This is a genomic window from Staphylococcus succinus, assembly GCF_029024945.1.
GTDB classification, from domain to species: Bacteria; Bacillota; Bacilli; order Staphylococcales; family Staphylococcaceae; genus Staphylococcus; species Staphylococcus succinus.
This window is the reverse complement of sequence record NZ_CP118976.1, coordinates 1,413,217-1,439,345: the sequence shown is the minus strand read 5'-3', so window position 1 is coordinate 1,439,345 and position 26,129 is coordinate 1,413,217. Positions and strand designations below refer to the sequence as shown.

General features: G+C 32.7%; 25 protein-coding genes and 1 other RNA gene. 2 read left to right on the top strand and 24 right to left on the bottom strand.

The features are described from left to right. Positions 1-246: 246 nt before the first annotated feature. The 7 genes from PYW31_RS07075 to PYW31_RS07045 form a co-directional block, all read right to left on the bottom strand. The gene (locus tag PYW31_RS07075) at positions 247-882 is read right to left on the bottom strand and encodes an SDR family oxidoreductase (RefSeq protein ID WP_046837403.1); all 636 of its coding nucleotides are present in this window, start codon (positions 880-882) and stop codon (positions 247-249) included. Positions 883-1,244: 362 nt separating this feature from the next. Further along, on the bottom strand, positions 1,245-2,150 hold the full coding sequence (gene rarD, locus PYW31_RS07070; protein WP_046837402.1) for an EamA family transporter RarD: 906 nt from the start codon (positions 2,148-2,150) through the stop codon (positions 1,245-1,247). 38 nt (positions 2,151-2,188) lie between these two features. Further along, the gene (locus tag PYW31_RS07065) at positions 2,189-3,322 is read right to left on the bottom strand and encodes a THUMP domain-containing class I SAM-dependent RNA methyltransferase (RefSeq protein ID WP_046837401.1); all 1,134 of its coding nucleotides are present in this window, start codon (positions 3,320-3,322) and stop codon (positions 2,189-2,191) included. Positions 3,323-3,489: 167 nt separating this feature from the next. Then, an RNA gene (gene rnpB, locus PYW31_RS07060) (RNase P RNA component class B) lies at positions 3,490-3,871 on the bottom strand. 138 nt (positions 3,872-4,009) lie between these two features. Beyond that, positions 4,010-4,366, bottom strand: a complete 357-nt coding sequence (gene gpsB / locus PYW31_RS07055) for a cell division regulator GpsB (RefSeq protein WP_046837400.1) — start codon at positions 4,364-4,366, stop codon at positions 4,010-4,012. 10 nt (positions 4,367-4,376) lie between these two features. Continuing rightward, complete coding sequence (locus tag PYW31_RS07050; RefSeq protein ID WP_046837474.1) at positions 4,377-4,943, bottom strand: SLOG family protein; 567 nt, start codon at positions 4,941-4,943, stop codon at positions 4,377-4,379. Positions 4,944-4,948: 5 nt separating this feature from the next. Further along, complete coding sequence (locus tag PYW31_RS07045) at positions 4,949-5,278, bottom strand: DUF1798 family protein (protein ID WP_046837399.1); 330 nt, start codon at positions 5,276-5,278, stop codon at positions 4,949-4,951. 258 nt (positions 5,279-5,536) lie between these two features. Here PYW31_RS07045 and recU point away from each other — a divergent pair, with 258 nt between their 5' ends. Both recU and PYW31_RS07035 read left to right on the top strand, forming a co-directional pair. Next, positions 5,537-6,163: a Holliday junction resolvase RecU gene (gene recU / locus PYW31_RS07040; RefSeq protein WP_046837398.1), complete on the top strand. Its 627-nt coding sequence runs from the start codon at positions 5,537-5,539 to the stop codon at positions 6,161-6,163. Continuing rightward, entirely contained in the window at positions 6,160-8,448 is a 2,289-nt protein-coding gene (locus PYW31_RS07035) for a transglycosylase domain-containing protein (RefSeq protein ID WP_046837397.1), read from the top strand. The genes recU and PYW31_RS07035 overlap by 4 nt, the downstream gene beginning before the upstream one ends. 144 nt (positions 8,449-8,592) lie before the next feature. On the opposite strand, the gene PYW31_RS07030 is transcribed toward PYW31_RS07035, so the two are convergent. The 17 genes from PYW31_RS07030 to ndk form a co-directional block, all read right to left on the bottom strand. Beyond that, entirely contained in the window at positions 8,593-8,925 is a 333-nt protein-coding gene (locus tag PYW31_RS07030; RefSeq protein ID WP_046837396.1) for a YpoC family protein, read from the bottom strand. A gap of 5 nt (positions 8,926-8,930) precedes the next feature. Continuing rightward, positions 8,931-9,590, bottom strand: a complete 660-nt coding sequence (gene nth / locus PYW31_RS07025; RefSeq protein ID WP_046837395.1) for an endonuclease III — start codon at positions 9,588-9,590, stop codon at positions 8,931-8,933. Continuing rightward, positions 9,580-10,266 (bottom strand): DnaD domain-containing protein, encoded by a 687-nt coding sequence (locus PYW31_RS07020; RefSeq protein ID WP_046837394.1) that lies wholly within the window; start codon positions 10,264-10,266, stop codon positions 9,580-9,582. Before PYW31_RS07020 ends, nth begins: the two co-directional genes overlap by 11 nt. Positions 10,267-10,357: 91 nt before the next feature. After that, the gene (asnS, locus tag PYW31_RS07015; RefSeq protein WP_046837393.1) at positions 10,358-11,650 is read right to left on the bottom strand and encodes an asparagine--tRNA ligase; all 1,293 of its coding nucleotides are present in this window, start codon (positions 11,648-11,650) and stop codon (positions 10,358-10,360) included. A gap of 85 nt (positions 11,651-11,735) precedes the next feature. Beyond that, on the bottom strand, positions 11,736-14,444 hold the full coding sequence (locus PYW31_RS07010) for a helicase C-terminal domain-containing protein (protein WP_046837392.1): 2,709 nt from the start codon (positions 14,442-14,444) through the stop codon (positions 11,736-11,738). Between the two features lie 23 nt (positions 14,445-14,467). Next, positions 14,468-15,439: a biotin--[acetyl-CoA-carboxylase] ligase gene (locus PYW31_RS07005; protein ID WP_046837391.1), complete on the bottom strand. Its 972-nt coding sequence runs from the start codon at positions 15,437-15,439 to the stop codon at positions 14,468-14,470. Next, entirely contained in the window at positions 15,426-16,631 is a 1,206-nt protein-coding gene (locus PYW31_RS07000) for a CCA tRNA nucleotidyltransferase (RefSeq protein WP_046837390.1), read from the bottom strand. The genes PYW31_RS07005 and PYW31_RS07000 overlap by 14 nt, the downstream gene beginning before the upstream one ends. Then, on the bottom strand, positions 16,624-17,775 hold the full coding sequence (bshA, locus tag PYW31_RS06995; protein WP_046837389.1) for an N-acetyl-alpha-D-glucosaminyl L-malate synthase BshA: 1,152 nt from the start codon (positions 17,773-17,775) through the stop codon (positions 16,624-16,626). The genes PYW31_RS07000 and bshA overlap by 8 nt, the downstream gene beginning before the upstream one ends. 30 nt (positions 17,776-17,805) lie before the next feature. Then, the gene (locus PYW31_RS06990; protein WP_046837388.1) at positions 17,806-18,123 is read right to left on the bottom strand and encodes a nucleotide pyrophosphohydrolase; all 318 of its coding nucleotides are present in this window, start codon (positions 18,121-18,123) and stop codon (positions 17,806-17,808) included. Positions 18,124-18,384: 261 nt separating this feature from the next. Beyond that, positions 18,385-19,080 (bottom strand): zinc metallopeptidase, encoded by a 696-nt coding sequence (locus tag PYW31_RS06985; RefSeq protein ID WP_046837387.1) that lies wholly within the window; start codon positions 19,078-19,080, stop codon positions 18,385-18,387. A gap of 37 nt (positions 19,081-19,117) precedes the next feature. Beyond that, positions 19,118-19,720: a DUF1405 domain-containing protein gene (locus PYW31_RS06980; RefSeq protein WP_046837386.1), complete on the bottom strand. Its 603-nt coding sequence runs from the start codon at positions 19,718-19,720 to the stop codon at positions 19,118-19,120. Between the two features lie 4 nt (positions 19,721-19,724). Then, positions 19,725-20,291: a YpiB family protein gene (locus PYW31_RS06975; RefSeq protein WP_046837385.1), complete on the bottom strand. Its 567-nt coding sequence runs from the start codon at positions 20,289-20,291 to the stop codon at positions 19,725-19,727. 18 nt (positions 20,292-20,309) lie between these two features. Next, positions 20,310-21,557 carry a tetratricopeptide repeat protein gene (locus PYW31_RS06970; protein ID WP_046837384.1) on the bottom strand — a complete coding sequence of 416 codons (1,248 nt, stop codon included), beginning with the start codon at positions 21,555-21,557 and terminating at the stop codon, positions 20,310-20,312. 5 nt (positions 21,558-21,562) lie between these two features. Next, positions 21,563-22,861 (bottom strand): 3-phosphoshikimate 1-carboxyvinyltransferase, encoded by a 1,299-nt coding sequence (aroA, locus tag PYW31_RS06965; protein ID WP_046837383.1) that lies wholly within the window; start codon positions 22,859-22,861, stop codon positions 21,563-21,565. A gap of 9 nt (positions 22,862-22,870) precedes the next feature. After that, a complete protein-coding gene (aroB, locus tag PYW31_RS06960) occupies positions 22,871-23,938 on the bottom strand; it encodes a 3-dehydroquinate synthase (protein WP_046837382.1) in 1,068 nt (355 codons plus the stop codon). Positions 23,939-23,975: 37 nt separating this feature from the next. Then, entirely contained in the window at positions 23,976-25,142 is a 1,167-nt protein-coding gene (gene aroC / locus PYW31_RS06955) for a chorismate synthase (protein ID WP_063410262.1), read from the bottom strand. A gap of 398 nt (positions 25,143-25,540) precedes the next feature. Then, positions 25,541-25,990: a nucleoside-diphosphate kinase gene (gene ndk / locus PYW31_RS06950; RefSeq protein ID WP_046836479.1), complete on the bottom strand. Its 450-nt coding sequence runs from the start codon at positions 25,988-25,990 to the stop codon at positions 25,541-25,543. Positions 25,991-26,129: the final 139 nt, after the last annotated feature.

Below are 26,129 nucleotides of genomic sequence, written 5' to 3'. Positions count from 1 at the left end.
CCTTTGTTACTTCTATATAATTATCCTTATTGTATAACAAATCGTTCAATGTCAAAAGTAAGTTTGTTCAATTCACCTGTTAATATATAATTAATAGTACTTTTGCATAAGCAGTTCATTGGTTGAGCTATGCGTTGCTTTTTTAATAAAAACGTCATTCCCTATATTAAGGAATGACGTTGTAAGGATTACATGTAAATTATGTGTTATGCATAATTTATGATTTAGTCACTTCAGATATTAAACTTACCTCCATCTAGGCTTATCAAAATCAGTATTAGGTTTGTTAATACCAATATTTTCTTTTAGATGGAGTGCTGGGTTTTTAGCAATGTTAACAGCTACAGCTGCTACACTCTTTCTTGATACTTCTGTCCCCTTAAATGCTTCATCTTTTTGCGTGATTTCATAATCAATTTCATTTGTATCTGTTAACCATGCTGGTCTAAAAATAGTATAGTCCAATCCAGAATTTTCAATGATATCCGCTGCTTTTTTATAAACCGGAGCATATTCACGCGTATGCTGTTCTACCCATTCACCAAATTTACCAGGTACTTCATTGTATATACCCAAAGATGTAACAAATATAAGTCTTTTAACACGCTTCTCTTGCATTGCTTTTACAATAGTTACCGCTTCTTTATCTAAATCACCTGATAAACTTGCTAACACAATGTCTACATCGTCCATAGCATTATATACATCTTCGTAATTCGTTGCATCCCCTTCACGAACTCTAATACGATCTGACGCATAGTCAGGTAATCTGTTCGCATCTCTCAGGAATAATCGTAAGGTATATGATGTATTTTCTAAAAATGAGTTGATTGCTGCTTTAGAAATTTCACCATTAGCACCTAAAATAAGTACTCTTGTCATCAAATCACTCCTATAATTGTTTGTTTTGATATCGTATTATCATTAAATTGTGCCGTTCACACTTTTTAGTGTCTAGTTCGAATAGCACGTTAGTATTTAATATAACATTATCCTGTTTAAGTCCACACTACTACAGTTAACCTTTTTGCACCAATATTAAACTCAAATTTAATACTTACTATAACGTGGGACATCCACTTATTATATTTAAAACACTTTTATGTTTATCGCTCATTTGAATTTTTGGATTCTCTGCCTTATTGATCATTTGCTATAACGAAAAAATCCCCTGAATGTATAGACGTAATTAACATGAGTTCACTACATTCTATATTCAGGGGAGATACCTATTTTATACATTGTTATTGTATAACAGGGTTTTTGCTTTTTTTAATTTTCAAATATTGAGAAATACTATATATAATAATTCCTAACCAAATAAAGATAAATGTAATTAATTGATCTACATCAAAATGTTCTTTAAATAGGAATATACCTAATATGAACATAATCGTTGGTCCGACGTATTGTATAAAGCCAGTTAAAGATAACGGTATTCTACGTGCACCAGCTGAGAATAAGATTAACGGGATAGCTGTTACAGCGCCAGAGAACAATAGCCAAAATGATGAAATATTCATGCCGAAAGTTAATCCGCCATGTTGCCATATGTACCATAAATAGATAAGTCCAGCTGGAGCAGTCACGATACATTCTATAGTTATACTGCTAATAGCATCTATAGGTATAAGCTTTTTAATTAAACCATAGATACCAAATGAGCCAGCCAGCAATAATGAAACGCCAGGGAAAATCCCCATTTTTAATGTCATGTATAAAACACCAATCACTGCAAATGCAATAGCAATCCATTCAAATTTAGTGAAACGCTCTTTTAAGAATATAACAGCGAGTAATATACTTACTAATGGATTGATATAATACCCTAAACTGGACTGTAACACATGTCCATTGGATACTGCCCAAATAAAGGTGCCCCAATTGATTGTGATGACATAACCTGCTGCAATAATTGCAATAAGCTGGATGGGGTTTGAAAATAGTTTCTGTATATCACGTTTAAAGGGTTCTGTGTTTTTGGTAATCACTACTACAAACAACATGAATATCATAGAAAGTACAATTCTGAATGCCAATACTTCGAAAGGCCCAATATCATTAACTAATTTCCAATATGCAGGGAGAATGCCCCACAAAATGTAAGCACCAAAAGCAAAAATGATACCTTTTTTAAACTCAGTGTTCAAGTGAAACACCACCTTTCACTCACGACTAGTCTCGTGTTTTAATTCTGAGGTTTTCTTTTACCCCAATATTGATAATACGTACATTCAATATAGCCATTAAATAATTTTCTGCGTTTTGTTGCCTTTTTATTTACTAAATGCTCAAACTCAGTACTGCTTGTTAATACATAAGTAGATAAATGTGGATTGTGATTCATGAGTTCGCCTAGGTAACGATACATTTGTTCTACCTCATCACGATCTCCAATACGCTCACCGTATGGAGGATTACCTATTAAAGCAATAGGCTCATCTGTTTCAATAGTTAGCGTATTTACATCTTTGACGCTAAATTGAATAATATCAGCTAAACCAACCTCTTCTGCGTTACGGCGTGCAATTTCAATCATTTCTGGATCAATATCTGAAGCATAAATTTCTAACTTTCGATCGTAATTTGCTTGTTGATCAGCTTCATCTCTCATTTCATCATAAAGTCGATCAGGCATAATGTCCCATGACTCAGAAACGAAATCACGATTGAATCCAGGCGCGATGTTTTGTGCGATTAAGCTCGCTTCAATAGCAATAGTACCAGAACCACAGAAAGGATCGATTAATGGTGTATCGCCTGTCCAATTGGCTAAACGTATTAAACTTGCAGCAAGCGTTTCTTTGATTGGCGCTTCACCTTGAGCAAGTCTATAACCACGTTTATTTAATCCGGAACCTGACGTGTCTATTGTTAATAAAGCATTATCCTTTAATATTGAAACTTCTACTGGATATTTGGCTCCTGTTTCGTTTAACCAACCACGTTCTTGATACGCACGTTTCAAACGCTCTACAATAGCCTTTTTAACAATAGCTTGGCAGTCTGGCACACTGAACAAAGTGGATTTCACACTACGTCCTTGTACCGGAAAGTTACCATCCTGTTCTATAATAGCTTCCCACGGTAGAGATTTTGTTTTTTCAAATAATTCATCAAATGTAGTGGCTTTAAATTGACCAACTACAATTTTAATTCTATCTGCTGTACGTAACCACAGATTACATTTGACGATTGCAGTTTCATCGCCTTCAAAAAATATTCTGCCATTTTCTACAGTTGTGTCATAACCTAGTTCTTGAATTTCTTTGGCAACAACTGCTTCTAATCCCATTGGGCATACGGCTAATAATTGATACATTGATTTGCTCCTTCGTAAATAATGATATGTATTTATTTTATCAAAAGTTTTTTTAAATAGATATGACAATGCAATAACTTATTTATTATAGTTTATTATTACATATGTATACTAAGACAATTAAAAAAGCTCTCCTTTTTGGGAGAGCTTGGGTCTAGTGATGATGCTTCTGTAAGCCATGTTTTGTACCGTTGTACTGCTGATGTGTACTAGCTACACTCGTACGCTGGTGGTAACCATCTGTCTACCGATATTTACATTTAAATATCGGTCTTAATTATACGTTGAATTCCGCTAAAAAAGTGCTCCTACCTAATTTGGATTGCTCACTCGAGGGGTTTACCGCGTTCCACCTTTTATATTTCTATAAAAGCTACGTCACTGTGGCACTTTCAAACTATTCTAACCATATTATAATAACTTAGGTTATTTCATTGCCGTCAACTTAATGCCTTGACTTATTGTTTCGTCAAGCACGAACACTACAATCATCTCAGACTGTGTGAGCATGGACTTTCCTCTATATCTCTATAGCGATTACCCGAAACACCATCTTTAAAAGTATAGCATCTTTTAAGTCTTGAAACAAATAAAAATAAGTCAAGTTTTGAATTCTTTCAAAACTTGACTTTATGTAGATGAAACTATATCTACAAATGTCATACTCTTAAAATAAGATATGGTATGTTATTTGCCGAATACTGCTTTTTCTAAGTTAGAAATTCTTTTTAGAATATCTACGTTGTTATTGCTATTATTAGTGCTCTTGCTGGCAGCATTACTATTTGAAGAGAAGTTTTTATTTTCTTGTGGTCTCGATGTAGCTACACGTAATCTTAACTCTTCAAGTTCTTTTTTTAACTTATTGTTTTCTTCTGAAAGCTTTACGACTTCATTATCTAAGTCTGCCATTTTTTGATAATCTGCTATGATGTCGTCTAAAAAAGCATCGACTTCTTCTCTTCTATAACCACGCGTCATAGTTTTTTCAAAATCTTTTTCATAAATATCTTTTGCTGATAATTTTAATGAAACATCTGACATTTTTTCCACCTCATTCAAAACTTTGTTTTTGAGAACACTGCAAGTCGTTGATAAATTCTGTTAATTCATCGAACGTCACAATGTCACAAGTATAGTTTGTTTTTTCTATAAAATCAACTAACATTTGTTTAAAGAATTTCGGGCTAGCTTCTTGTTCCTCATCATAAATCAAAAGTGTTTTATCCGTGTGATCTAACATAAATTGATCGGTTTGCTTAAATTGATGAGGACCTTCGTATGGTGAGTGAAAAACACTATCTACAAAATCTGCTTGTTGAGTAATGTTTTTATACTTTGCCTGATTTTGTTCATTCCATCTATCGCTATGGCCATAAAAAGGAGTAATAATACCAAGCTTTAACTCTGGGTGTGTTGCCTTTAACTCAAGTACTACCTCAGCTGTCCATAACTCTATACCCATCTGTCCTTGTATTAATACCCATTCCAATCCTTCTTCAATCAATTGATTTAATTTATGTGCAATAAATTTTTTTAAATAGGAAACTTCTGGGGCATCATCTTTGAAGATATTGAGTTCAAATGATTTATATCCCGTAACATAAATTGTTTTTATCATAGGCTTCATTCATTTCTTTGAATATAAGTTAAATCATATTGTACTGCTTTAATTTTTTCTGTAAATAATTTTCGACTAGTACGTTTAAAGTGACATTCTACAGATAATGATTCAATGTTAGAAATTAATAGATCAAATTTCTTTTTATTCATGTACTGGAGTTGTAAAATTTGCGATTCATATTTGGCTAACGCATTGAGCGTGTTATCGATATGTTCAGCAAAAGGAATGACAATAGAATAAAAATCATAATCTATTTCGCTTTGTTTGACAGCTTCAAATTTTTCTTGCATAACTTGTACGTCTTTTAATAATTGGGTAATGTATTGTTGCATGAAGTTTCCTCCTACACATCAAATTTACCATAAAAAAGGGTGAACGTCATTTCGTAACTAATTTCCTTTCATATATAGTAGTTAAGATGGTTATGCGTATTACAATATTGTTTAATTCGTAAAAGCACGTTAAAATATACATGGTGTAATGTTAATTACATAGAATGCACATTTCCTATAGCATAGTTTGGAAAAATTCCACAAAGTCAGTTATAATGGAAAAGGTTTTGAATACCAAACTAAAGTGGTGAAGAAACAATGAATTATCCAAATGGAAAGCCATTTAAAGGAAATAAGTCTCAAGTCGGACGAACTTATGAGGATAAACCTAGTAAAATAGACTATGGTGGCAGAGGCATGTCATTAGAAAGTGATATCGAACTGTCGAATAGTTATTATTTGAATCATGGTGTGGCAGTAATACATAAAAAACCAACACCAGTTCAAATTGTAAATGTTCGTTATCCTATGAGAAGTAAAGCTGTGATTAATGAGGCTTATTTCAGAACACCGTCTACAACCGATTATAATGGTATATATAATGGGCATTATTTAGACTTTGAAGCGAAAGAAACTAAAAATAAAACTTCTTTTCCATTAAATAATATGCATGAACACCAAGTGTTACATATGGAAGCATGTTATCAACAAAGTGGAATTGTTTTTTTATTAATAGGTTTTAAATCGCTGAATGAAGTTTATCTCCTTCCCTATTCCAAATTCAAATATTTTTGGGATAGGCATAAAAAAGAGATTAAAAAGTCTATAACGGTTGAAGAAATAAGAAAAAATGGTTACTATATTCCTTATCAGTATCAACCAAGATTAAATTACATCATAGCAGTTGATAAGTTGATATTAGATGAAAGTGAGGACCGCGTATGACGGAGAAGAAAAGGACTTCCCAATCTAATAAGAGTGGTGAGTCTGAGCAAAAAAAGAATAGGAATATAAAAAGAACGGTTATTAAGATTATTGGTTTTCTCATTATAGCCTTTATCGTTCTAGCTTTAATAGGAATCTTGTTATTTGCTTATTATGCTTGGAAAGCACCAGCTTTTACAGATTCTAAGTTACAAGACCCTATCCCAGCTAAGATTTATGATAAAAATGGTGAGTTGATTAAGACCATTGATAATGGGCAGCGTCGTGAACATGTAGACTTAGACGAAGTGCCTAAGACTATGAAACAAGCTGTATTAGCTACTGAAGATAATCGTTTTTATGATCATGGCGCTTTAGATTATAAACGTTTATTTGGAGCTGTTGCTAAAAACGTTACAGGTGGATTTGGTTCACAAGGTGCATCGACTTTAACACAACAAGTAGTTAAACGTTCATTCTTAACAGACCAAAAATCAATCGCTCGTAAAGCCCAAGAGGCATACTTATCATACCGTTTAGAACAAGAGTATAGTAAGGATGAAATATTCCAAATGTACTTGAATAAGATTTATTATTCTGATGGCGTATATGGTGTGAAAGCTGCTGCTAAATACTACTTCAATAAAGACTTGAAAGATTTGAATTTAGCTGAGTCAGCATATCTTGCAGGTTTACCACAAGTACCGAATACGTATAATATTTACGATCATCCTAAAGAAGCGGAATCTCGTAAAAATACAGTGCTTTATCTAATGGAGTATCATAATAGAATTACTAAGAAACAAAAAGAAGAAGCACAAAGCACTTCAATTGAGGATAATTTAGTTCAACGTACAGCAAAACAACGTGAAGTAACTAAAGATGAGTCTAACCAAGAGTATGATTCATATATTAACTTTGTTAAATCAGAACTGATGAACAACAAAGCATTCAAAAATGATGATTTAGGTTCTGTACTGAATAGTGGTGTTAAAATTTACACGAACATGGAAAAAGATGTTCAACAAACGTTGCAAGATCGTGTGAATAACGGTAGCTACTATAAAAATGACGATCAACAAGTTGGTTCTTCAATTGTAGATAGTGAAACTGGTGGACTTGTTGCAATATCTGGTGGTAGAAACTATAAAGATATCCAAGATAGAAACTTAGCAACAGATGCACACCCTACTGGTTCATCCTTAAAACCATTCTTAGCATACGGACCAGCAATTGAGAATATGCAATGGGCTACAAACCACGCTATTAAAGATGAAGAATCATATCAAGTAGATGGTGTAGAATTTAAAAACTATGACACTAAGAGTCATGGTACAGTAAAACTTTATGATGCATTACGTGAAAGTTTCAATATTCCTGCGCTTAAAGCTTGGCAATCAACAAAAGAAAATGCAGGCAATGACGCACCGAAAAAATTTGCTTCAAAAGTAGGATTAGATTATGAAAGTGATATTGGACCTTCTGAAGTATTGGGTGGTTCTGCATCTGAATTCTCCCCTACACAATTAGCATCAGCATTTGCAGCGATTGCAAATGGCGGTGAGTACAATAATGCACATTCTATTAAAAAAGTTGTAAAACAAGATGGCGAAACAATTGAATATGATCATACAAGTAAAAAAGCAATGAAAGATTATACTTCGTACATGTTAGCTGAAGTACTTAAAGGTACGTTTGAAGCATATGGTTCAGCTTATGGACATGGCGTTTCAGGTATTAATTTAGCTGCTAAAACTGGTACTGGTACTTATGGTGAACAAACTTACCAACAATATAACTTGCCAGATGATGCCGCTAAAGATGTTTGGATTAATGGTTTCACTCCTAAATACAGTATGTCTGTATGGATGGGCTTTAACCAAGTGAAACAAGGTGGCGTAAACTCCTTTGTTGGACACGACGAACAAGAATACCCACAATACCTATTAGAAGATGTTATGTCTGATATTTCTCCTAAAGATGGAAAAGATTTCAGCAAACCAGATTCAGTGAGTGGCGATGATAAAGACAACTTATCAGTGAAGAGTAATCCAGATGATAATACAACTGATAACAAACCTGAAGGTCAAGGCAGTAGTTCATCTAGCTCAAGTAGCGATGATGACAACGATGATAACTCATCTAGCTCAACTAGTGCTTCAAGTAATAGTAGCAATAATAGTAATAGCACAACTACAAATGGAGCTACGACTCAACAACAAGGTAACAATAGTTCAAGTAACACGAATGCATTAACTAAGTTATTTAACTTAAATGCGATACTTGATACTAAAAAATCTTCATAAATTTCAAACCCGTTTTCCCTAATCATTGGGAAGCGGGTTTTTTAATATACATATTTAATAGCGAATTACTATAAATCAAAAAACTAGCACTCATCATTATTGATGAGTGCTAGTTTTTAATTTAAATATATAATCAAGCTTGAACTAGCTGTGATTGTTTTTTCTTCGTATTTGATAAGAGGCATTCATTTTAATAAGTTCACTTTTTAATGTTTTCATTTGGCTGTATCCCATAAAGTGATATTTACGAGCAATCATATAATCATAACGTTCTTTAAAATTCATAGGAACAACAGCATAATTAGACAAATTACTGAAATCAAGGGTATTTTGATCATTAATTTGTTTAAAGTAGTCAATGATCAAATCAAAATATTGATCCAATAATGATTTGGCTTCTATTGATTTTAATTTTTTCTCTTTAGCATACTGATCCAATGTATGCTCCAAATGGATGAAATCTTCTTTAACTATCATTATTTTCACGCTTCTTTCAAACTAGCTTTATACCGTTTTTGTCCTTCTCTACAATCTTCGAATAATGGACAAACATCACATTTTGGACTTCTGGCCAAACAATGGTAACGTCCAAAGAATATGAGTTGATGATGTGTCTTATTCCAACGTTCACGAGGAACTACAGTACATATTTTGTCTTCTACCTGTCGCACATTATCTTTCCAACGGCATATGCCTAAACGTTTTGATACACGTTCTACATGAGTATCGACAGCTAATGAAGGTTCTCCAAAGGCTACACTCATGACAACATTAGCTGTTTTGCGCCCTACACCAGCCAGACTTTCTAATTCTTTATGCGTTTCAGGTATCTTTCCATCAAATTGGTCAATCAATGATTGGCATAGCTTTTTTATATTTTTAGCTTTGTTTCTATATAAGCCAATCGTGCGTAAATCATTTTCTAAATCAGAAATATCTACTTTTAGATAATCTTCTGGAGTTTTATACTTTTGAAATAGATTTTTAGTCAATTTATTAACAGAAATATCAGTCGTTTGTGCTGATAGTAATACTGCTATTGTTAGTTCAAATGCATTATCATGAACGAGTTCACATTCTGCATTTGGAAACATGTCAGCAATTACATCTATCATTTCAAGTGCTTTTTTATTACTTATCATTTGGATTCTCCCCATTGAGCCAATCAAATTTAGGAACCTTACTTATCGTATGTTTCATTTTAGGTTGTTTAAATTGGCTGCTTATTTTTTTGGAATCTTCAATGGTTTTGACATTATTTTTTTTCCAGTTCAGTAAAATACGATCAATATATTTAAGGCTCATCTTGTTTTGACTTGCTGCTTCGTCTAAAGCTGCTTGTATGACAGCCAAATCATGTTTATCTACATCTAACCATTGATTTAAAGTCTCAATCTCATAAGGTGATAACGGCCTTCCAAAAGCTTGCTCAATTTTCTGGAACAATGTGTTAAATTCAAGTTCTGTTTCATGTTCATCTTGTTTAACATGTATTTGTTGCATAATTTCACTTAATCTATCATAAAATTTATCGAGATTCATATATTCAGTGAACTTACCTTCTTCATCTTTATTAACATTTAATTCTAGCAAATCATGTTGTATTAACCCCTGAATGATAGATGTAATCTCTCTTGAATTTAGGGAAGTTCCTTGTTGAAGTGATTCAATCGATGGTTGCTTATCGGACATTTCTGAAGCATGTATTAGCTTTATTAAAATGACTAATTCCGTTTCATTAAGTCCGAGTTCATTATAATGGTCAAGCAACTCTTTTCTAATCACAACAGGTCTTGTCTTTAATTGTTCTCTATTCAAATTAACACCTCCTATTGTGATGCTATTTTATAAAAAAGCCCAGCCATCATAATGTGTGGACTGGACGTTTTAGTAAAATTCATTAAAAATACTATGGGTATAAACGATTAAGTAAACGTGGGAATGGTGCTGTTTCGCGTACATGCTCTACGCCAGATAGCCAAGCAACTGTTCGCTCTAAACCTAAGCCAAAACCACTATGTGGGACACTTCCATAGCGACGTAAATCTAAATAGTAACTGTAACTTTCAGGGTCTAATTCAAATTCATTTATACGTTGTTCTAATAATGCTAAATCATTAATACGTTCAGAACCACCTATAATTTCACCATATCCTTCTGGTGCGATTAAATCGGCACAAAGAACTGTATCTTCGTTTTCAGGATTTGGTTGCATATAGAAAGGCTTGATTTTAGTTGGATAGTTAGTAATGAAAACTGGTAAATCATAATGATTTGCAATAGCAGTCTCATGTGGTGAACCGAAATCTTCGCCCCATTCAATATCATCAAATCCCTGTTCTTTTAAGAATTCAACTGCATCATCATAAGTGATACGTGGGAATGGAGTTATAACTTTTTCAAGTTTAGATGTATCACGTTCTAAAGCGTTAAGTTCAAGTTTACAATTGTCTAGTACAGATTTTACAACGTGTGTAACATATTGTTCTTGTACCTCTAAACTTTGAATGTGATCACAAAAAGCCATTTCTGGTTCAATCATCCAAAATTCTATTAAATGACGGCGTGTTTTAGATTTTTCAGCTCGGAAAGTAGGACCGAATGAAAATACTCTGCCGTGAGCCATTGCTGCTGCTTCCATATAGAGTTGTCCACTTTGTGATAAGAAGGCATCTTGATCAAAGTACTTCGTATAGAACAATTCACTTGTACCTTCAGGTGCGCTTGCTGTTAATATTGGCGGATCAATCTTAGTGAAGCCATTATCATTAAAGAATTCATATGTAGCACGGATAATTTCATTTCTGATCTTCATTACAGCATGTTGTTTTTTAGAACGTAACCATAAATGACGATGATCCATTAAAAACTCAGTACCATGATTTTTAGGTGTAATTGGATAATCATGTGCATCCGATATCACTTCAATCGATTTCACTTGCATTTCGTAACCTATATCAGAGCGATTATCTTCTGTAATAGTACCTGTGATATAGATTGAAGATTCTTGCGTGATTTCTTTTGCAAGTTGGAATATTTCTTCCTCTACTTCTGCTTTCGCTACAACACCTTGCATAAAGCCAGTGCCATCTCGCAATTGTAAAAATGCTATTTTACCACTTGAACGTTTATTTGTTAACCACGCACCAATTGTGACTTCTTGGTTAAGGTATTGCTTCGCTTCTTTAATCGTTGTCTTCATAAAAAGTCTCCTATTATATTGTTATCTTCTTTTTTAATCCTTATATATTTTAACAAAATGCATGTATAAGTTCTAGTTGCATGTGTTAACTTTTACGATTGTTCGCTTCATCTTTTTTTAATTTTTTAAGTATACTAGAAAATTGTTTGACGTCGCCTTTCTTTTGGCGATAACTCTCTAATGACTGTTCGAAAAATTGTTTGTAATTACTACGTATTAATCGATCATCAAATGATACAATAATACCTTTATCGTGCTCATTACGTATTAATCTACCGAGGCCTTGTCTGAATCTTGTTACTGCATCCGGTAGTACATATTCTTTGAATGTGGAAGTGAACTCAGATTCCATCAGCCAATACTTTGTATTGTTCTGATTCATGAATGGTAATTTAGCTATCATTACGCACTTGATTCCATTGGATTGGAAATCAAATCCTTCAAAGAATGTACCTGTGCCCAGTAAAATCGACTTATCAAAGCTATTAAATTGCTGCACAATCTTATAATTTTGATTTTGTTGTTGAGTGAGAATTACATAATCCTCAAATTCCGGTAGTTCATTTAATAATTCTTGCACCATGTGCATCATTTTATAACTTGTAAATAATATTAAACATTTGGATTCCACAATATTTACGTATTCTATAACATAATTAACAATTGAACTCACATAATCTTCAATATTTTTATAATTGTATGATGAGACATCATTAGGGACGAATACAGTGGTCTGATTAGGCGACATCACTGTAGTATCAATCTCATATGTGTTAAATGCTACATCTTTATTAAACCATTGTTTAAAATGATCAAAAGAATGGTTGAAAGTTAATGTGCCTGAAATAAAAGTGAGTGATTTAAATTTATCTAACACTTGCTTAGTTAGTATTTCTTTAACGTTATAATCTTTCACATTTAGTCTAATTGTTGACTTCTGGCTTAAATTTTTAATTGATAAATAACTTGTATGATTATTTTTTAAACTTTGTTCCATTGCTTTGAATCGATCATTAATGTATAGCATTTGTTTACGTACAGACTTAATTGTTTTATGACTCATTCCATTGAAAAACTCTAAAGCCATATTTAGTTTATGTGTAATTGCATGTAAGTCATTTAAAATTGGAGTTGCGTCAAAATGATATACAAAATGCAGTTTATGTACTTCATCATCGTGAATATCGGCAGTTTGTATTAAATCAAACATCGTTTTAAACAACTGTTCATTTAAATCATGTATTTCATTTACTGTTGTTTTTAACCCAAAAACATCTATAGGTGGGATGTCTAGCTTTTCTAAAATTCTTTGCTGTTCTAAATGATCGATAGCCTTTAGTAATTTATCATTTTCAGTCTTACCTATGAGCCCAAGCTGATATTTAATGTCTGAGTAGCTTAGTTCATTTGTAACTTGGTTTAAAGCATAGTCAGGTAAACGATGTGCTTCATCAATGATGCAATCATCAAACAATTGATAAATTGAATTGTCATGTGCTGCATGGATTAAGTGTGCATGATTTGTAATACCAATTTGAATATTTTGAGCGTTACGTTTAATAAAATTGAAATAATGGATATCATTGCGTACTGGTACATAAGTTTCAAGTTTTTGATCAAAGTACATTTGTTGTCCGCCTTTAAGATCTAACTCTTGTATGTCTCCTGTCTCAGTTTCAGTAATCCAAATTAATAATTGCATTTTCAAAATAGTGACTTCGTAATTATTTGATTCATCTTTTAAAATTTGACTAATAAGACCTAAGGAAATATAATCGCGTTTACTTTTTATTAAAGTAGCATTAATTTTAAAGTTCAATGCTTTTTTAAGTGCAGGTATATCTTTTTCCAATAATTGGTTTTGTAACAATTTAGTGTTTGTAGAAATCATTACATGCTTACCTGTTTCAATATTGTACATAAGTGATGCAAGTAGATAAGCAATTGATTTTCCGCTTCCTAACGGTGCTTCAATCATCGCCTTTTCACTGTGCATTAATTGTTCGAGAATAATCTCTGATAAATACAATTGTTGAGGACGATACGTCAGATTTAATTCTTTAGTCACTAAGGTATATAATTCTTTCAAAGTACCATTAAAATTTACCGTTGGTGCTTTGAAATCTATTTGCTTTTTATAAATGATTTGTTCAAATTGATCATAAGCATCATCTAGTATTTTATCGTCATGATTACGGACCATTTCAAACAATATATCATGTAAGTCATACTTTAAATTTTTACTTAAATAATATAATTGCTTTAAAGTGTCTAATGGTAATGCTTCAAATTTATTAAAAGCGAGTATCATTAATTGAGCTGTAGTTGCAGCATCTTCATCCGCACGATGAGCATTATTCAATATAATCCCATGCGCTTCAGCTAACTCACTTAATTGGTAACTTTTATCTGTAGGAAAGGCTACTTTAAATAACTCTAAAGTATCCATAACTTTTTTAGGGCGATATTTAATATTACAATTTTTAAAAGACATTTTGATGAAATTTAAATCAAATGCGACATTATGTGCGACAAATATACAACCTTCTATTTGTTTATATATGTCATCGGCAATTTCATGAAAATATGGTGCTTGATTTAGCATTTCTTCTTCTATTGAAGTTAACGCCTGTATAAAAGGAGGAATTTCTAAATCTGTTTTAATCATTGAATGGTATGTACCAATGATTTTATTTTCACGAACAAATGTAATACCGATTTGAATAATTTCATCATATTCTAGTTGATTACCCGTTGTTTCTAAATCCACAACAGCATAACAAGGTTGCGTCATGTCTATTCCTCCTTTCCGTGGTTTTACAATTCAATATCTGCGCTGATTAAACAATGTTGTTCTTTATTTTCATCTATAACAATCAAAAAGCCACTGTTATCAATGTCTAGCGCTTCACCAAAGAATTGTTTGCCATTTTCAGTGAATCTTAATTGTTTATTCCAAATATTTGAGGCAGCAATATATTCTTCACGTATAGATGAAAAAGGTGTATTGAGAAATTGTGTATAACGCTGCTCTATGTGATTAACCAAAGCCTGTAAAAAATAATAACGATTTACTTTTTCACTTGCATGTATGCGAACACTTGTAGCCTTTTGGGATAAATCTTCAGAGAAATCTTCAGGCAAGTGATTCATATTGATACCAATACCGCAAATTACCGCTTCAATGCCATCACTGTTTGCTACCATTTCTGTTAAAAAGCCACATACTTTCTGGCCTTTAATATAGATATCATTTGGCCATTTAACTTCCACCTGTTCATTACTAAACTGTTGTATAGCATCTCTTATTCCTAAAGCCATAAATAAATTAAACTTAGTTATCATATCGAAGGCAACGTTAGGTCTTAGTACAATAGACATCCATAAGCCTTTGCCTTTAGATGAAGACCAAGGTCTGTTAAAACGGCCTTTACCTTTTGTTTGTTCATCGCTTAATATTAAAAATGTATCATTATTCCCAACTAATTTTTGTTTAGCAAGTAATTGTGTGGATTCAGTGGTTTCTAATACCTCAACGTGTTCGAAGACGTTTTGTTCTTTAATCATCGGTAGCACAATGCCACTATACCATTTTTCTGGTAGTTGAATTAACCGATGCCCTTTGTGATTAATCGATTCAACTTTGCATCCTTCTATTTTCAATTGATCAATAACTTTTTTTACAGCTGTACGTGAAATAGACAATTGTTCAGCGATGAATTGACCTGAAATATATTCAGGTTGATATTGATATAACATTTGGATAACATCTTTACTATATTTTGACATGCCTTTTCACCCACTCTATTAAATCTTCTTTAATGTTTTTGACGTCACCAGCTATGACGGCACATTCAATTTGGCGTAATGCTATTTTTACCCATGCGCCACTAGGTACATCCATCGTTTGTATCAAATCTTTCCCATTAATATTTAACTCTTTTCTAGAAATGATAGGTAATTGCTGAACTACTTCATTAATAGTTATTGTATTTATTATTAATGGAGAAATAGTAACAATGTCATTATGATTGATTACATCTAAATAGGTTAACACTTGTAGTATATCTTCTTTCCCATAATCGTAAACAAATAATTTCAATGCATCTTTATCATGAACTTGTGGCATATAACGTACTAATTGTTCTAGCCTGTGAATACGCCTTTTGTCATTATTACTTATTTTCAATGCCGCTAGTTTTCCATCAATGGCTGGTTGTTGTACTTTTAATAAAGCAACAAACATTTCGAAAGGCAGAGGCATTTCTAGCATAAATCGCGAGATATCATATTCTTTAAAGAAAGGAATGTACTTAAATGCTTCAAAATCCTTCAAATTAGAAAAGCTTTGGGCAACATAACGACCTAATGTTAATTTTTTAAGTTCTACGATAATACGTTCAATGGATAGATGCGCGATATCGGCGATGTGTGCATACATACCTTCATAGGTCTCTTTTTCCAAAGAGAATCCAAATTGAGATTGAAAACGTAATCCTCTAATTATACGTAATGCATCTTCATTAAAACGTTCATCTGCTTTACCCACTGTTCTAATGATGCGATTTTGTATATCTTTTTGGCCTTCAAAATAATCATGTATCTGATAATCAATATCCATTGCGATTGCATTCATTGTAAAGTCTCTTCGTTTAACGTCTTCGTATAAATCTCTTACAAAAAACACTTCATTTGGTCTACGGTGATCGTCATATTCACCTTCAGCTCTAAAAGTAGTTACCTCGTATTGATCATTGTTGTAGACGACATTAATCGTGCCATGGTCCCTACCGATGGGAATGGTTTTATCAAAGATTGATTCAATTTCATCTGGGGTTGCACTGGTTGTAATATCAATATCATGTATTTCTTTATCCATAATATAGTCTCTCACTGAACCGCCTACAAAAAAAGCTTCAAATTGATGTGCTTGCAGTTGTTTTAAAATTGGTTTGGCTATTTCGAATAATGATTTAGTCATTGTTACCCTCTAACATTTTTTTGTAATAATACTCATATTGGTCAGCGATTAAGTCTGATGAAAAACGTGCTGCCACGTCCTCTAACATACGCGATTGCATCGTTTTATATAAATCATTATCAGTTAATAATTTTATGGCATATTCATATGCAGCATCACTATCACCGATGTCCACAATAAAACCAGTTTCTTCATGTTTAATGACCTCTTTAATCCCACCGGCTGTTGAACCAATAGGTACCACGCCAGACTTCATAGCCTCAAGCAAGGTCAGCCCAAAACTTTCTTTTTCACTTAATAATAATACTAAATCTGAAATTTGATAAAATTCGCTCACCCAATCTTGTTTACCTAGGAATAATATGGAATCTTCAACTGAGAGTTCACGCGCTTTTTCTTTCATATCCATGAGTTCAGGCCCATCACCTAATAACAATAATTTAGAAGGCAATGTTTTGTGAACCTTTGCAAATGTATCGAGTATGGTATCAATACGTTTCACTGTTCTAAAGTTAGATACATGGATTAATACTTTTTCTTCCGGTTTGATACCATAACACGCTTTTAATTCCTCACTTTGAGTCGTTGGTTGGTCTGATTTTGTTGGAAATTCATTCTCTCTGACAAAATTATAAATAGGAATGATCTCTTTGTCTGTTTCTATAATATCATTGGTTTGTTGTGCTAAAGATTTACTGACACTAGTCACTATATCACTTTCTTCGATACCAAATTTAATCGCATTTTTTAATGAATGGTCATAACCTAATACAGTGATGTCTGTACCGTGTAAAGTGGTCATAATCTTAATGTTCTCATTACCGGACATATGTTTTGCTAAAATTCCACAAACCGCATGAGGTACTGCATAGTGCATATGTAATATGTCTATATCGTATTCGTTAATAACTTCAGCGATTTTTGTACTTAATGTAATATCATATGGTGGGTATTGAAAGACAGCATATTGATTTACTTCAACTTGATGGAAAGTAATATTAGGTAATGGTTTACGTATCCTAAAAGGAATATTAGATGTTATAAAATGGATATCATGGCCCCGTTCAGCGAGTTTGATTCCTAACTCAGTAGCAATAATTCCAGAACCACCCATGGAAGGGTAACAAGTAATTCCGATTTTCATAAGGTGGAACACCCTTTCTCTATCTTTTAATTATTTTCGTTCAAAACGATTTTTATCACGTGTATTAAATTTATTCATAGTTTCATTAAAACTATCAGTCATGTCTATATCTAAGGAATTGGCAATACATAATAAAACGAATAAATTATCACCCAATTCAGCTTTAATTGTATTTTCAGCTTCTGATGTTTTTTTCTTTTTTTCACCATAATAATGATTGATTTCTCTAGATAGTTCCCCTACTTCTTCAGTGAGTCTTGCAAGGTTGGCTAATGGAGAGAAATAACCTGTTTTAAATTGACCAATATAGTCATCAACTTCTTTTTGCATATCATTCATTGATTTCATATTTATACGCCTCACATTCTAACAATATCTTATATAGTATAGCTTAATTTTAGGCTTCATGCATTATTCCTGCAACAGTTAAACACTATAGGCGTTTGTTAGTATATTAATGATTGATTTTAGTTGTAGGATTATTCTAAAAATAGAAAATGAATGTATATAGATTATCGCAAAGTGCATGATGATTTGTAAGAAATAAAATCTAACATTTCAATACATAAAAAAACATCCTATTGTTATAAACAATAGGATGTTAAGACATTATTCACTTGATCTAGCAATAAGAATAAAGCGTGCAAGTTCTGCTAAAGCGACTGCTGTTGAAGCAACATAAGTCATTGCTGCAGCTGTAAGTACTTTTTTAGCATGGCGATATTCATTTTCGTTCACAATGTCTAAACTTTGAATTTGTTTCATTGCTCTACTACTTGCGTTAAATTCTACGGGTAGTGTAACAATCGAGAACAATACGGCAAAGGACATAAACGCAATACCTATCCAAAGTGCTGTAGAACCTAATGTGCTTTGTAAACTTGTTAAAATAATACCAGCAAACACTGCTAAGTAACCAATAGAGCTACCTATGTTAGCGAGTGGTACTAATGACGTTCTAAATCTTAAGAAGAAATATCCTTGTGCATGTTGTATTGCATGTCCCACTTCGTGAGCTGCAATCGCAGTACCAGCAACTGATGGTCTACTAAAGTTAGCCGGTGATAGTACAAGTACTTTTTTTCTAGGATCATAATGATCAGTTAGAAAACCTTTCCCTTCGATGACATCGACATCATAAATACCGTTTGCATGTAATATTTCTAGGGCAACTTCTTGCCCTGTCTTACCACTTGTTGATCTTACTTGTGAATATTTTTCATAATTAGATTTCACTTTGTGCTGTGCCCATAGAGGGAGTACCATTAGAATAACAAAGTATACTATCATATAGATAAAAGACAAAAATCCTCACTCCTTTATTAACATTTTACTGTGAACGTTAATGATGGTCAAATATTTTAGACTTTTTAAATCGAGTTAAATATAAATATAATACTAATGGAATGACACTTAATACAAATGCAAGATAAGCTACACTTTCCAAATGACTACCAATAAAATCGTAAAATGGATATTGCATAAATACATAGTCAATCATGTCGTTGTGGAAAACCCAAATCATAGCAACTATAAAGGCAGGCCCTGTTATTTTAAATCGTGGATAAAACAAGAATCCTTCCAATGCCATTATACCATGAGATAAAATAAGCATACATCCAATCATTGTTACTGAATCATATTGAATAAACATCACGATATTCATAATAACTGCCCAAATACCATACTTTATGAGTGATACAAAGGCAAGTGCTTCTATTATTGAGAAGTTTTTGCCAATAATGAAGCCTACTATTGCAATACATAAGAATAGTGATGCTGTTGGGCTATCTGGAACAAATGGTATAAATTGCCAACTTGTGACTTTTAATTGTGTACCATACCAAATATAGCCATAAATAGTCCCTAATATATTACAAATAAGCAGAAAATAAATAATGATTTTGTGATAAATAATCATATGCCATAGCGATGTTAGGTTCATAGTGTCAATCCTTTGTCGTTATATTTACATCTCTTAATTTAAAAGTATTAAGGATTTGAGATAATTGATAAAATAATTCTTTATCATGTAATTGTAAACTTAAATCAATATTCTCTTGTAAGTGCTTAATAATAGAAGATTCACTTTGCTTTGTTAACGGTATACTATAAATATCTTGCATATACATTGCATAATAAGGAGAGTTTAATAATTGTGCTAATAATAACTCATCAAGCCTAGACTCTCTATGCTGATTTTCATTAAAATATATCTTAATATCGAAAGGTACAGATTGACTTACAACAAAATTGAAAATCTCATCAGTATTTATAAGTTGCTTATCTTTAAGTGTGAGCTTGATCCCTTGTTTATCGGTATCAATTACAGCAATTTCTAATGTGTTGTGGCTTGAAATGACTTCGTCAACAAAGTGTATTTGTTGTAAAGCATCTAATGAGCTTTTAATATAATTTAATATCCACACACTAATCCGCGACTTGAAGTCATAATGAAAAAGTATATATTCAATAAATGTTACTTTAGTTTGTTGTAATTGCAATGTATCAGTCAATCTATTCGCCTTCCTTATTTAGAAAGATTGTAACCTTTCAGATTCATCATGCCATGTTTCATTACTTGGTTCAATCTCAAGCAAGTTGTTTAAAATCACTTTCCCTTGATCAATCTGACCGATTTCAATAAGGTAGAAATAGTAGTCACTTAAAAAGGCAGATTGTGTTTGTAGCGTTGGAAAAGCTAATTCATAGAAGTGTTGTGCTTCTTTATCACGTTCTTCATGACCTAATGCATAAGCTAAATGCCACATGAAGACTGGGTCTAAGTCTTCTTCATCGACATATTGTAACAATCCTATTAATGCTTCATAATCTTCTTCTTGTCTATATAAATCACTTAAAATGAGTAATGGTTCTTGGTATGCATTATCAACTTCTAACGCTTGAATTAATAATTGTACGCCTTCATTAGCATCACCATGCTCGATTTCTATACTACCGGTAGATACCATTAATTCTTTATAGAATTGACTTAATCTTAAACCTTCTTTACCAATCTCTATAGCATCAGCATGATTATGTTCATTTTCATAGAGTTGCTGTAAATAGAAGTAACCTTGTAAGAAATCTGGATCTTTGGATAATAATGATTGGATAAGCTTAATGGCTTCTAAAGTTAATTCATTTTTTTCATAAGCGATAGCTTTTTTCAAGTAATCTTCTGAATCCATCTCGTCTTCATTAATCTCATCAAACATTTTAATTGCATCACTGTAGTTACCACTCTGCAAACTACAATCCGCTAAGCGTGAAAAGAGATTAATACCATTTACTTCATATTCACCTGTTTCAAGCACTGTTTCATATTCAGAAGTAGCTCGTAAATATTGTCCATCATAATAAAGTATTTCTGCTAAAGCAAAATGAATGATCGGATCGTTAGGTTCGATTTCTATTGCTTCACTTAATTTATCAATTGCAACTTCTAACATATTTAATTGTTGATATAAATCCGCTTCTAACATTAAACGTTCTGTCGATAATTCTACTTCGTTTAAATATTCTAAAGCCTCATCAGTTTGATTTTCAGACATTAAACCTTCGATGAAATAAATTAATAATTCACTTTCATCAGGATATTTATGGTATAACGTACGGAACACTTCAAGTCCTTGAGGCATTAAACCATAATTATATAACGTTTCACCAAGTACAAAAAGCGCATCATCGTTTGGTGAACTCAACGCTTCATTTACACGTGAATCTAAGTTATCTAATTTTTGCAAGTTGATATCATCTATAAGTTTGTAGATATCTTCCATACTTTTTATCCCTCATTTTCTAATTGTTTTAGCTTAGGTAAGAAACCTGGGAAGGAAACGTTAACTGCATCAAATTGATTAATTGTTAAAGTCTCATCGGTTAATAAGGACGTTATGGCTAGCATCATTCCAATACGGTGATCAGTAAAGCTATCCACTGTTGCAGTTTGTTCTAAGGCAGATGGATGTATAACCATACCGTCATTGGTAGGCTGTAATGTAAAACCTAATAAATTTAACATATTCGCAGTTGTGTCGATACGATTTGTTTCTTTAACTTTCAATTCTTCAGCATCTTTAATAATACTCGTAGCATTGGCTTGAGTACATAAAAGTGCAATGATTGGAATTTCATCAATTGCTCTCGGTACTAAGTCACCATCGATATGAGTAGCCTTCATATTCGGTGAGTATTGTACACGAATAGACGCTGTAGGTTCCGGACCATCAGTTTGATTAAATAACGTAATATTCCCTTCCATTTGTGTCACGATATCAATAATACCTGAACGAGTCGTATTAACGCCAACATTGTGAATTGTAATATCACTGCCTGGTGTAATCAAGCCAGCTACTATGAAATAAGCAGCAGAAGAGATGTCTCCTGGAACATGAAAATCAGCAGGTTGTATATGTTCAATACCGTTAGCTGGCATTGAAATTGTAGATGCCTCTGTTTTTATAGGAATATTAAAGTGTTTGAACATTGTTTCGGTATGATTTCTTGTTGTATCTTTTTCTTTAATTGTTGTAGTTTCTCCAGCAAACAAGCTTGCAAATAAAATTGCACTTTTAACCTGTGCACTGGCAACTTCCATTTCATATGAGATGCCTTTTATCTTAGCTGGTTTAATGATTAATGGTGTGAAATTATCGTTAATGCCATTAATATTCGCTTGCATGAGCCTCAATGGCTTCATAATTCTGTCCATGGGTCTTTTACCAATGGATTCATCACCAGATAAGACGGTCTCTATCCCAAGACCACATAATAAGCCAGCCACTAATCGTGTTGTAGTACCTGAATTACCGGTATACAACACTTGATGAGGTGTATTAAATTGTTTATAACCAGGTGAAGTTATAACAATTTTATCTTCATTAACTGAGATGTCTACACCTAACAGTTTGAATATTTCTACAGTGCGTAAACAATCTTCTCCAAGAAGCGGTTTGTATATCGTGGAAGTACCAGTAGCTAAAGAACCAAGTATGATTGCTCGATGTGTCATAGACTTATCACCTGGAACTTCTAACTCACCTATTAATGGACCATTTATATCAATCGTTTTACTATTTACCATTTAAGCCACCTACTTTTTAAAATATGTTAGTAATGTTGTGTATGCTTGTAGAAGTGCCTCTTTATCTACATGTTTTACTACAGGATGACCAATGCCATCTAATAACACCATTTGTACACCTTGTTGATCATTTTTCTTATCTTTGAGCATTAAATGATAAAGCGTTTCGAAGTCGAAAGTATTTATAATGTCTAAAGGATAATTTAAAGCACTTAAATAATCGATGTAGTGCGCAATGTCAAAATCTTGATTGAGTTGCTGATTAGCTACAATGAATTGGTAAATCATACCAATCATTACTGCGTGGCCATGTGGAATTTTAAACGTATATTCTACAGCATGGCCGAATGTATGCCCTAGATTTAAGAATTTACGTACATTAGTCTCTTTTTCATCCTTGATAATAATATTAAGTTTAGTTTCGATACCTTTAAATATATAATATTCTATTTCATTTAGTGATGCTAAAGCAGTGGCATTTGGAAATTGTGTTTCTATATTTCGCACTGCTTCTGCACTACTTAATAAGGCATGTTTATATACTTCAGCATAACCGCTTAAAACTTCAGAGTATGGTAAAGTGTCTAAAAAGTTCAAATCATAAATGACAGCTTTAGGTCTATAAAAAGCGCCAATTAAATTTTTACCATGTTTAGAATTAATACCAACTTTACCACCAACACTAGAGTCATGCGCAAGAATTGTTGTAGGGACTTGTATAAAATCAACACCACGTAAAAGTGTTGCAGCAAGAAAGCCTGTAAAGTCTCCAGTCGCTCCACCACCAACAGCAATTAGGCACGTATCACGAGTCAATTGTTTACTTAATAATGTTTCCATCATTTCTTCATAAAAACTAAATGACTTGGTTGTTTCCCCTGAAGGAATGACGAGCTTATGTGCACCATATTCTGTAGTTATAAATTCTAATGTGCTTTTCCAATTAATATCTACGGTAGCGTCGACAACTAAGACTATATCTTGATAACCTTCAATATAATTGTGTAGTTGATCTAGCGCTTGATGTTCTACAACAATTGGATAGTTGTTTGATTTATAAGTAGTTTCTAATTTCATCATTTCACCTAATCACTTTATTGATTTTAAATACAAATTAGTATTCTATGTTTAATAAGCGTTGTTCATCAATTTGTTTTTTTAATTGATCGATATGATTTGAATGGAACTCTTCTAAAATAGCTTTTGCAATTTCAAATGCCACTACATTCTCTACAACTACACTAGCTGCTGGTACTGCACAACTATCAGAGCGTTCTATTGAAGCTTTAAATGATTCTTTAGTATTAATGTCAACTGAATTTAATGGTTTGTATAGTGTTGGGATAGGTTTCATTACACCATTTACAACAATAGGCATACCATTGGACATACCACCTTCAAATCCACCTAAGTGATTCGATCCTCTGTAATAACCATGTGATTCATCATAAAGTATTTCATCTTGTATTTCACTACCAGGTTTTTCTGCAGATCTAAATCCTTCACCGAAACTTACACCTTTAAATGCATTAATGCTCACAACGCCTTGGGCGATTCTGCCATCTAGTTTACGATCATAGTGGACATAGCTTCCAATACCTACTGGCACGCCTTCAATTACAGTTTGTACCACGCCACCAATAGTATCTCCGGCTTTTTTAGCAGCGTCTATCTTGTCACGCATTTGTTGTGCGACTTCATCATTTATTACACGAACATCATTTTTATCGATGTTCGATTTAATAGTTTCAATGTCGTACTCTACGTCATCTTTAATACCACCAATTTCAACGACTCTACTATATAAATTAATATCAAGTTGTTTTAATAGAATTTTTGATACTGCCCCTACTGCAACACGTGCTGCAGTTTCTCTAGCAGATGAACGCTCTAACACATTTCTTAAATCTCTGTGATTATATTTCATGCCCCCAATTAAGTCAGCATGGCCAGGACGTGGTTTAGTGATTACACGTTTCATGTTTTCTTGATCTTCTTCACTAATAGGATTTGCGCCCATAATATTCTTCCAATGTGTAAAGTCATCATTAGTGACAACAAGTGTGATTGGACTTCCTAATGTATAACCATTACGTACGCCTGAAACAATCTCTACACTATCTTTTTCAATTTGCATACGTCGACCTCTGCCGTAACCGCCTTGACGTTTAAACATTTCTTCATTAATTTCTTCTACTTTAATCTCTAAATTTGCTGGTACACCTTCAATAATAACTGTTAACTGTGGTCCATGTGATTCCCCAGAAGTTAAATATCTCATACTTTACCCACTCCGTTCTTTAGTACTTTAAATTGTTATATGTTCTATATCTTATCATATTCATTTAAGCAAATTAATAGAAAAATAAACAAATCATAAATCTTATGAAAATTCTATCATTTTATCTATCTATAAGTGTAACATTTGTAGTTTCATTTATAATATAAACAAGAGATTTTAATATGGTTGAGAACTTTTTTAATTAACTATTTAAACACATAAGTGATATTTACGCAATCGGCTAGTAACATTGTTTTTTACACTTCGGATAAATGCTTAAGTATTTCGAAATTTTAACATATAAAAAAACAAACTGATATGGATTATTAATATCCAACCAGTTTGTTTATACTTATTATTAAAATAGTTGCTTGTTATGCAATCTATGTATGATTAATTTATTCGTATAACCATGCTTCACGTGATTCTGTATAATCACTTAACTCTTCAGGTTTAAACCAAAGTTTAATTTCTTTATTTGCAGATTCCACTGAATCAGAACCATGTATGATATTTCTACCAACTGTTAAGCCTAAGTCTCCTCTAATTGTTCCAGGTGTGGCTTCAGATGGGTTTGTCTTACCAATGATGTGACGTGAAATATTCACAGCATCTTCAGCTTCAACCACCATTGCAAAAACGGGTGCAGATGTAATGAATTCAATCAGATTATTGTAGAATGGCTTTTCTTTATGTTCTGAGTAATGCTCCTCGGCTAACGATTGAGGTACAGTCATAAATTTTCCGCCTACTAATTTTAGTCCCTTTTGTTCTATACGAGAAATAATTTCTCCTACCATATTACGTTGAACCGCGTCCGGTTTGATCATTAGAAATGTTCTTTCCATTGTGTGTTTATCCCCCTGTTTTATGTATCAATATTAAACGATGTCGTTATACTCAATAAATATGTATCAATATAAAACAACTATCAGATACATTAATATACTAACAGGTAATTAAAGCGCTTTCAATGCTTTTCACACA

Excerpts from the sequence above, each read along its gene's own strand:
- PYW31_RS07075 (WP_046837403.1), bottom strand. The coding sequence starts at position 882 with ATGACAAGAGTACTTATTTTAGGTGCTAATGGTGAAATTTCTAAAGCA.
- PYW31_RS07065 (WP_046837401.1), bottom strand. The coding sequence starts at position 3,322 with ATGTATCAATTATTAGCCGTATGCCCAATGGGATTAGAAGCAGTTGTT.
- gpsB (WP_046837400.1), bottom strand. The coding sequence starts at position 4,366 with ATGTCAGATGTTTCATTAAAATTATCAGCAAAAGATATTTATGAAAAA.
- PYW31_RS07050 (WP_046837474.1), bottom strand. The coding sequence starts at position 4,943 with ATGATAAAAACAATTTATGTTACGGGATATAAATCATTTGAACTCAAT.
- PYW31_RS07045 (WP_046837399.1), bottom strand. The coding sequence starts at position 5,278 with ATGCAACAATACATTACCCAATTATTAAAAGACGTACAAGTTATGCAA.
- recU (WP_046837398.1), top strand. The coding sequence starts at position 5,537 with ATGAATTATCCAAATGGAAAGCCATTTAAAGGAAATAAGTCTCAAGTC.
- PYW31_RS07035 (WP_046837397.1), top strand. The coding sequence starts at position 6,160 with ATGACGGAGAAGAAAAGGACTTCCCAATCTAATAAGAGTGGTGAGTCT.
- PYW31_RS07030 (WP_046837396.1), bottom strand. The coding sequence starts at position 8,925 with ATGATAGTTAAAGAAGATTTCATCCATTTGGAGCATACATTGGATCAG.
- nth (WP_046837395.1), bottom strand. The coding sequence starts at position 9,590 with ATGATAAGTAATAAAAAAGCACTTGAAATGATAGATGTAATTGCTGAC.
- asnS (WP_046837393.1), bottom strand. The coding sequence starts at position 11,650 with ATGAAGACAACGATTAAAGAAGCGAAGCAATACCTTAACCAAGAAGTC.
- PYW31_RS07010 (WP_046837392.1), bottom strand. The coding sequence starts at position 14,444 with ATGACGCAACCTTGTTATGCTGTTGTGGATTTAGAAACAACGGGTAAT.
- PYW31_RS07005 (WP_046837391.1), bottom strand. The coding sequence starts at position 15,439 with ATGTCAAAATATAGTAAAGATGTTATCCAAATGTTATATCAATATCAA.
- PYW31_RS07000 (WP_046837390.1), bottom strand. The coding sequence starts at position 16,631 with ATGACTAAATCATTATTCGAAATAGCCAAACCAATTTTAAAACAACTG.
- bshA (WP_046837389.1), bottom strand. The coding sequence starts at position 17,775 with ATGAAAATCGGAATTACTTGTTACCCTTCCATGGGTGGTTCTGGAATT.
- PYW31_RS06990 (WP_046837388.1), bottom strand. The coding sequence starts at position 18,123 with ATGAAATCAATGAATGATATGCAAAAAGAAGTTGATGACTATATTGGT.
- PYW31_RS06980 (WP_046837386.1), bottom strand. The coding sequence starts at position 19,720 with ATGAACCTAACATCGCTATGGCATATGATTATTTATCACAAAATCATT.
- PYW31_RS06970 (WP_046837384.1), bottom strand. The coding sequence starts at position 21,557 with ATGGAAGATATCTACAAACTTATAGATGATATCAACTTGCAAAAATTA.
- aroA (WP_046837383.1), bottom strand. The coding sequence starts at position 22,861 with ATGGTAAATAGTAAAACGATTGATATAAATGGTCCATTAATAGGTGAG.
- aroB (WP_046837382.1), bottom strand. The coding sequence starts at position 23,938 with ATGAAATTAGAAACTACTTATAAATCAAACAACTATCCAATTGTTGTA.
- aroC (WP_063410262.1), bottom strand. The coding sequence starts at position 25,142 with ATGAGATATTTAACTTCTGGGGAATCACATGGACCACAGTTAACAGTT.
- ndk (WP_046836479.1), bottom strand. The coding sequence starts at position 25,990 with ATGGAAAGAACATTTCTAATGATCAAACCGGACGCGGTTCAACGTAAT.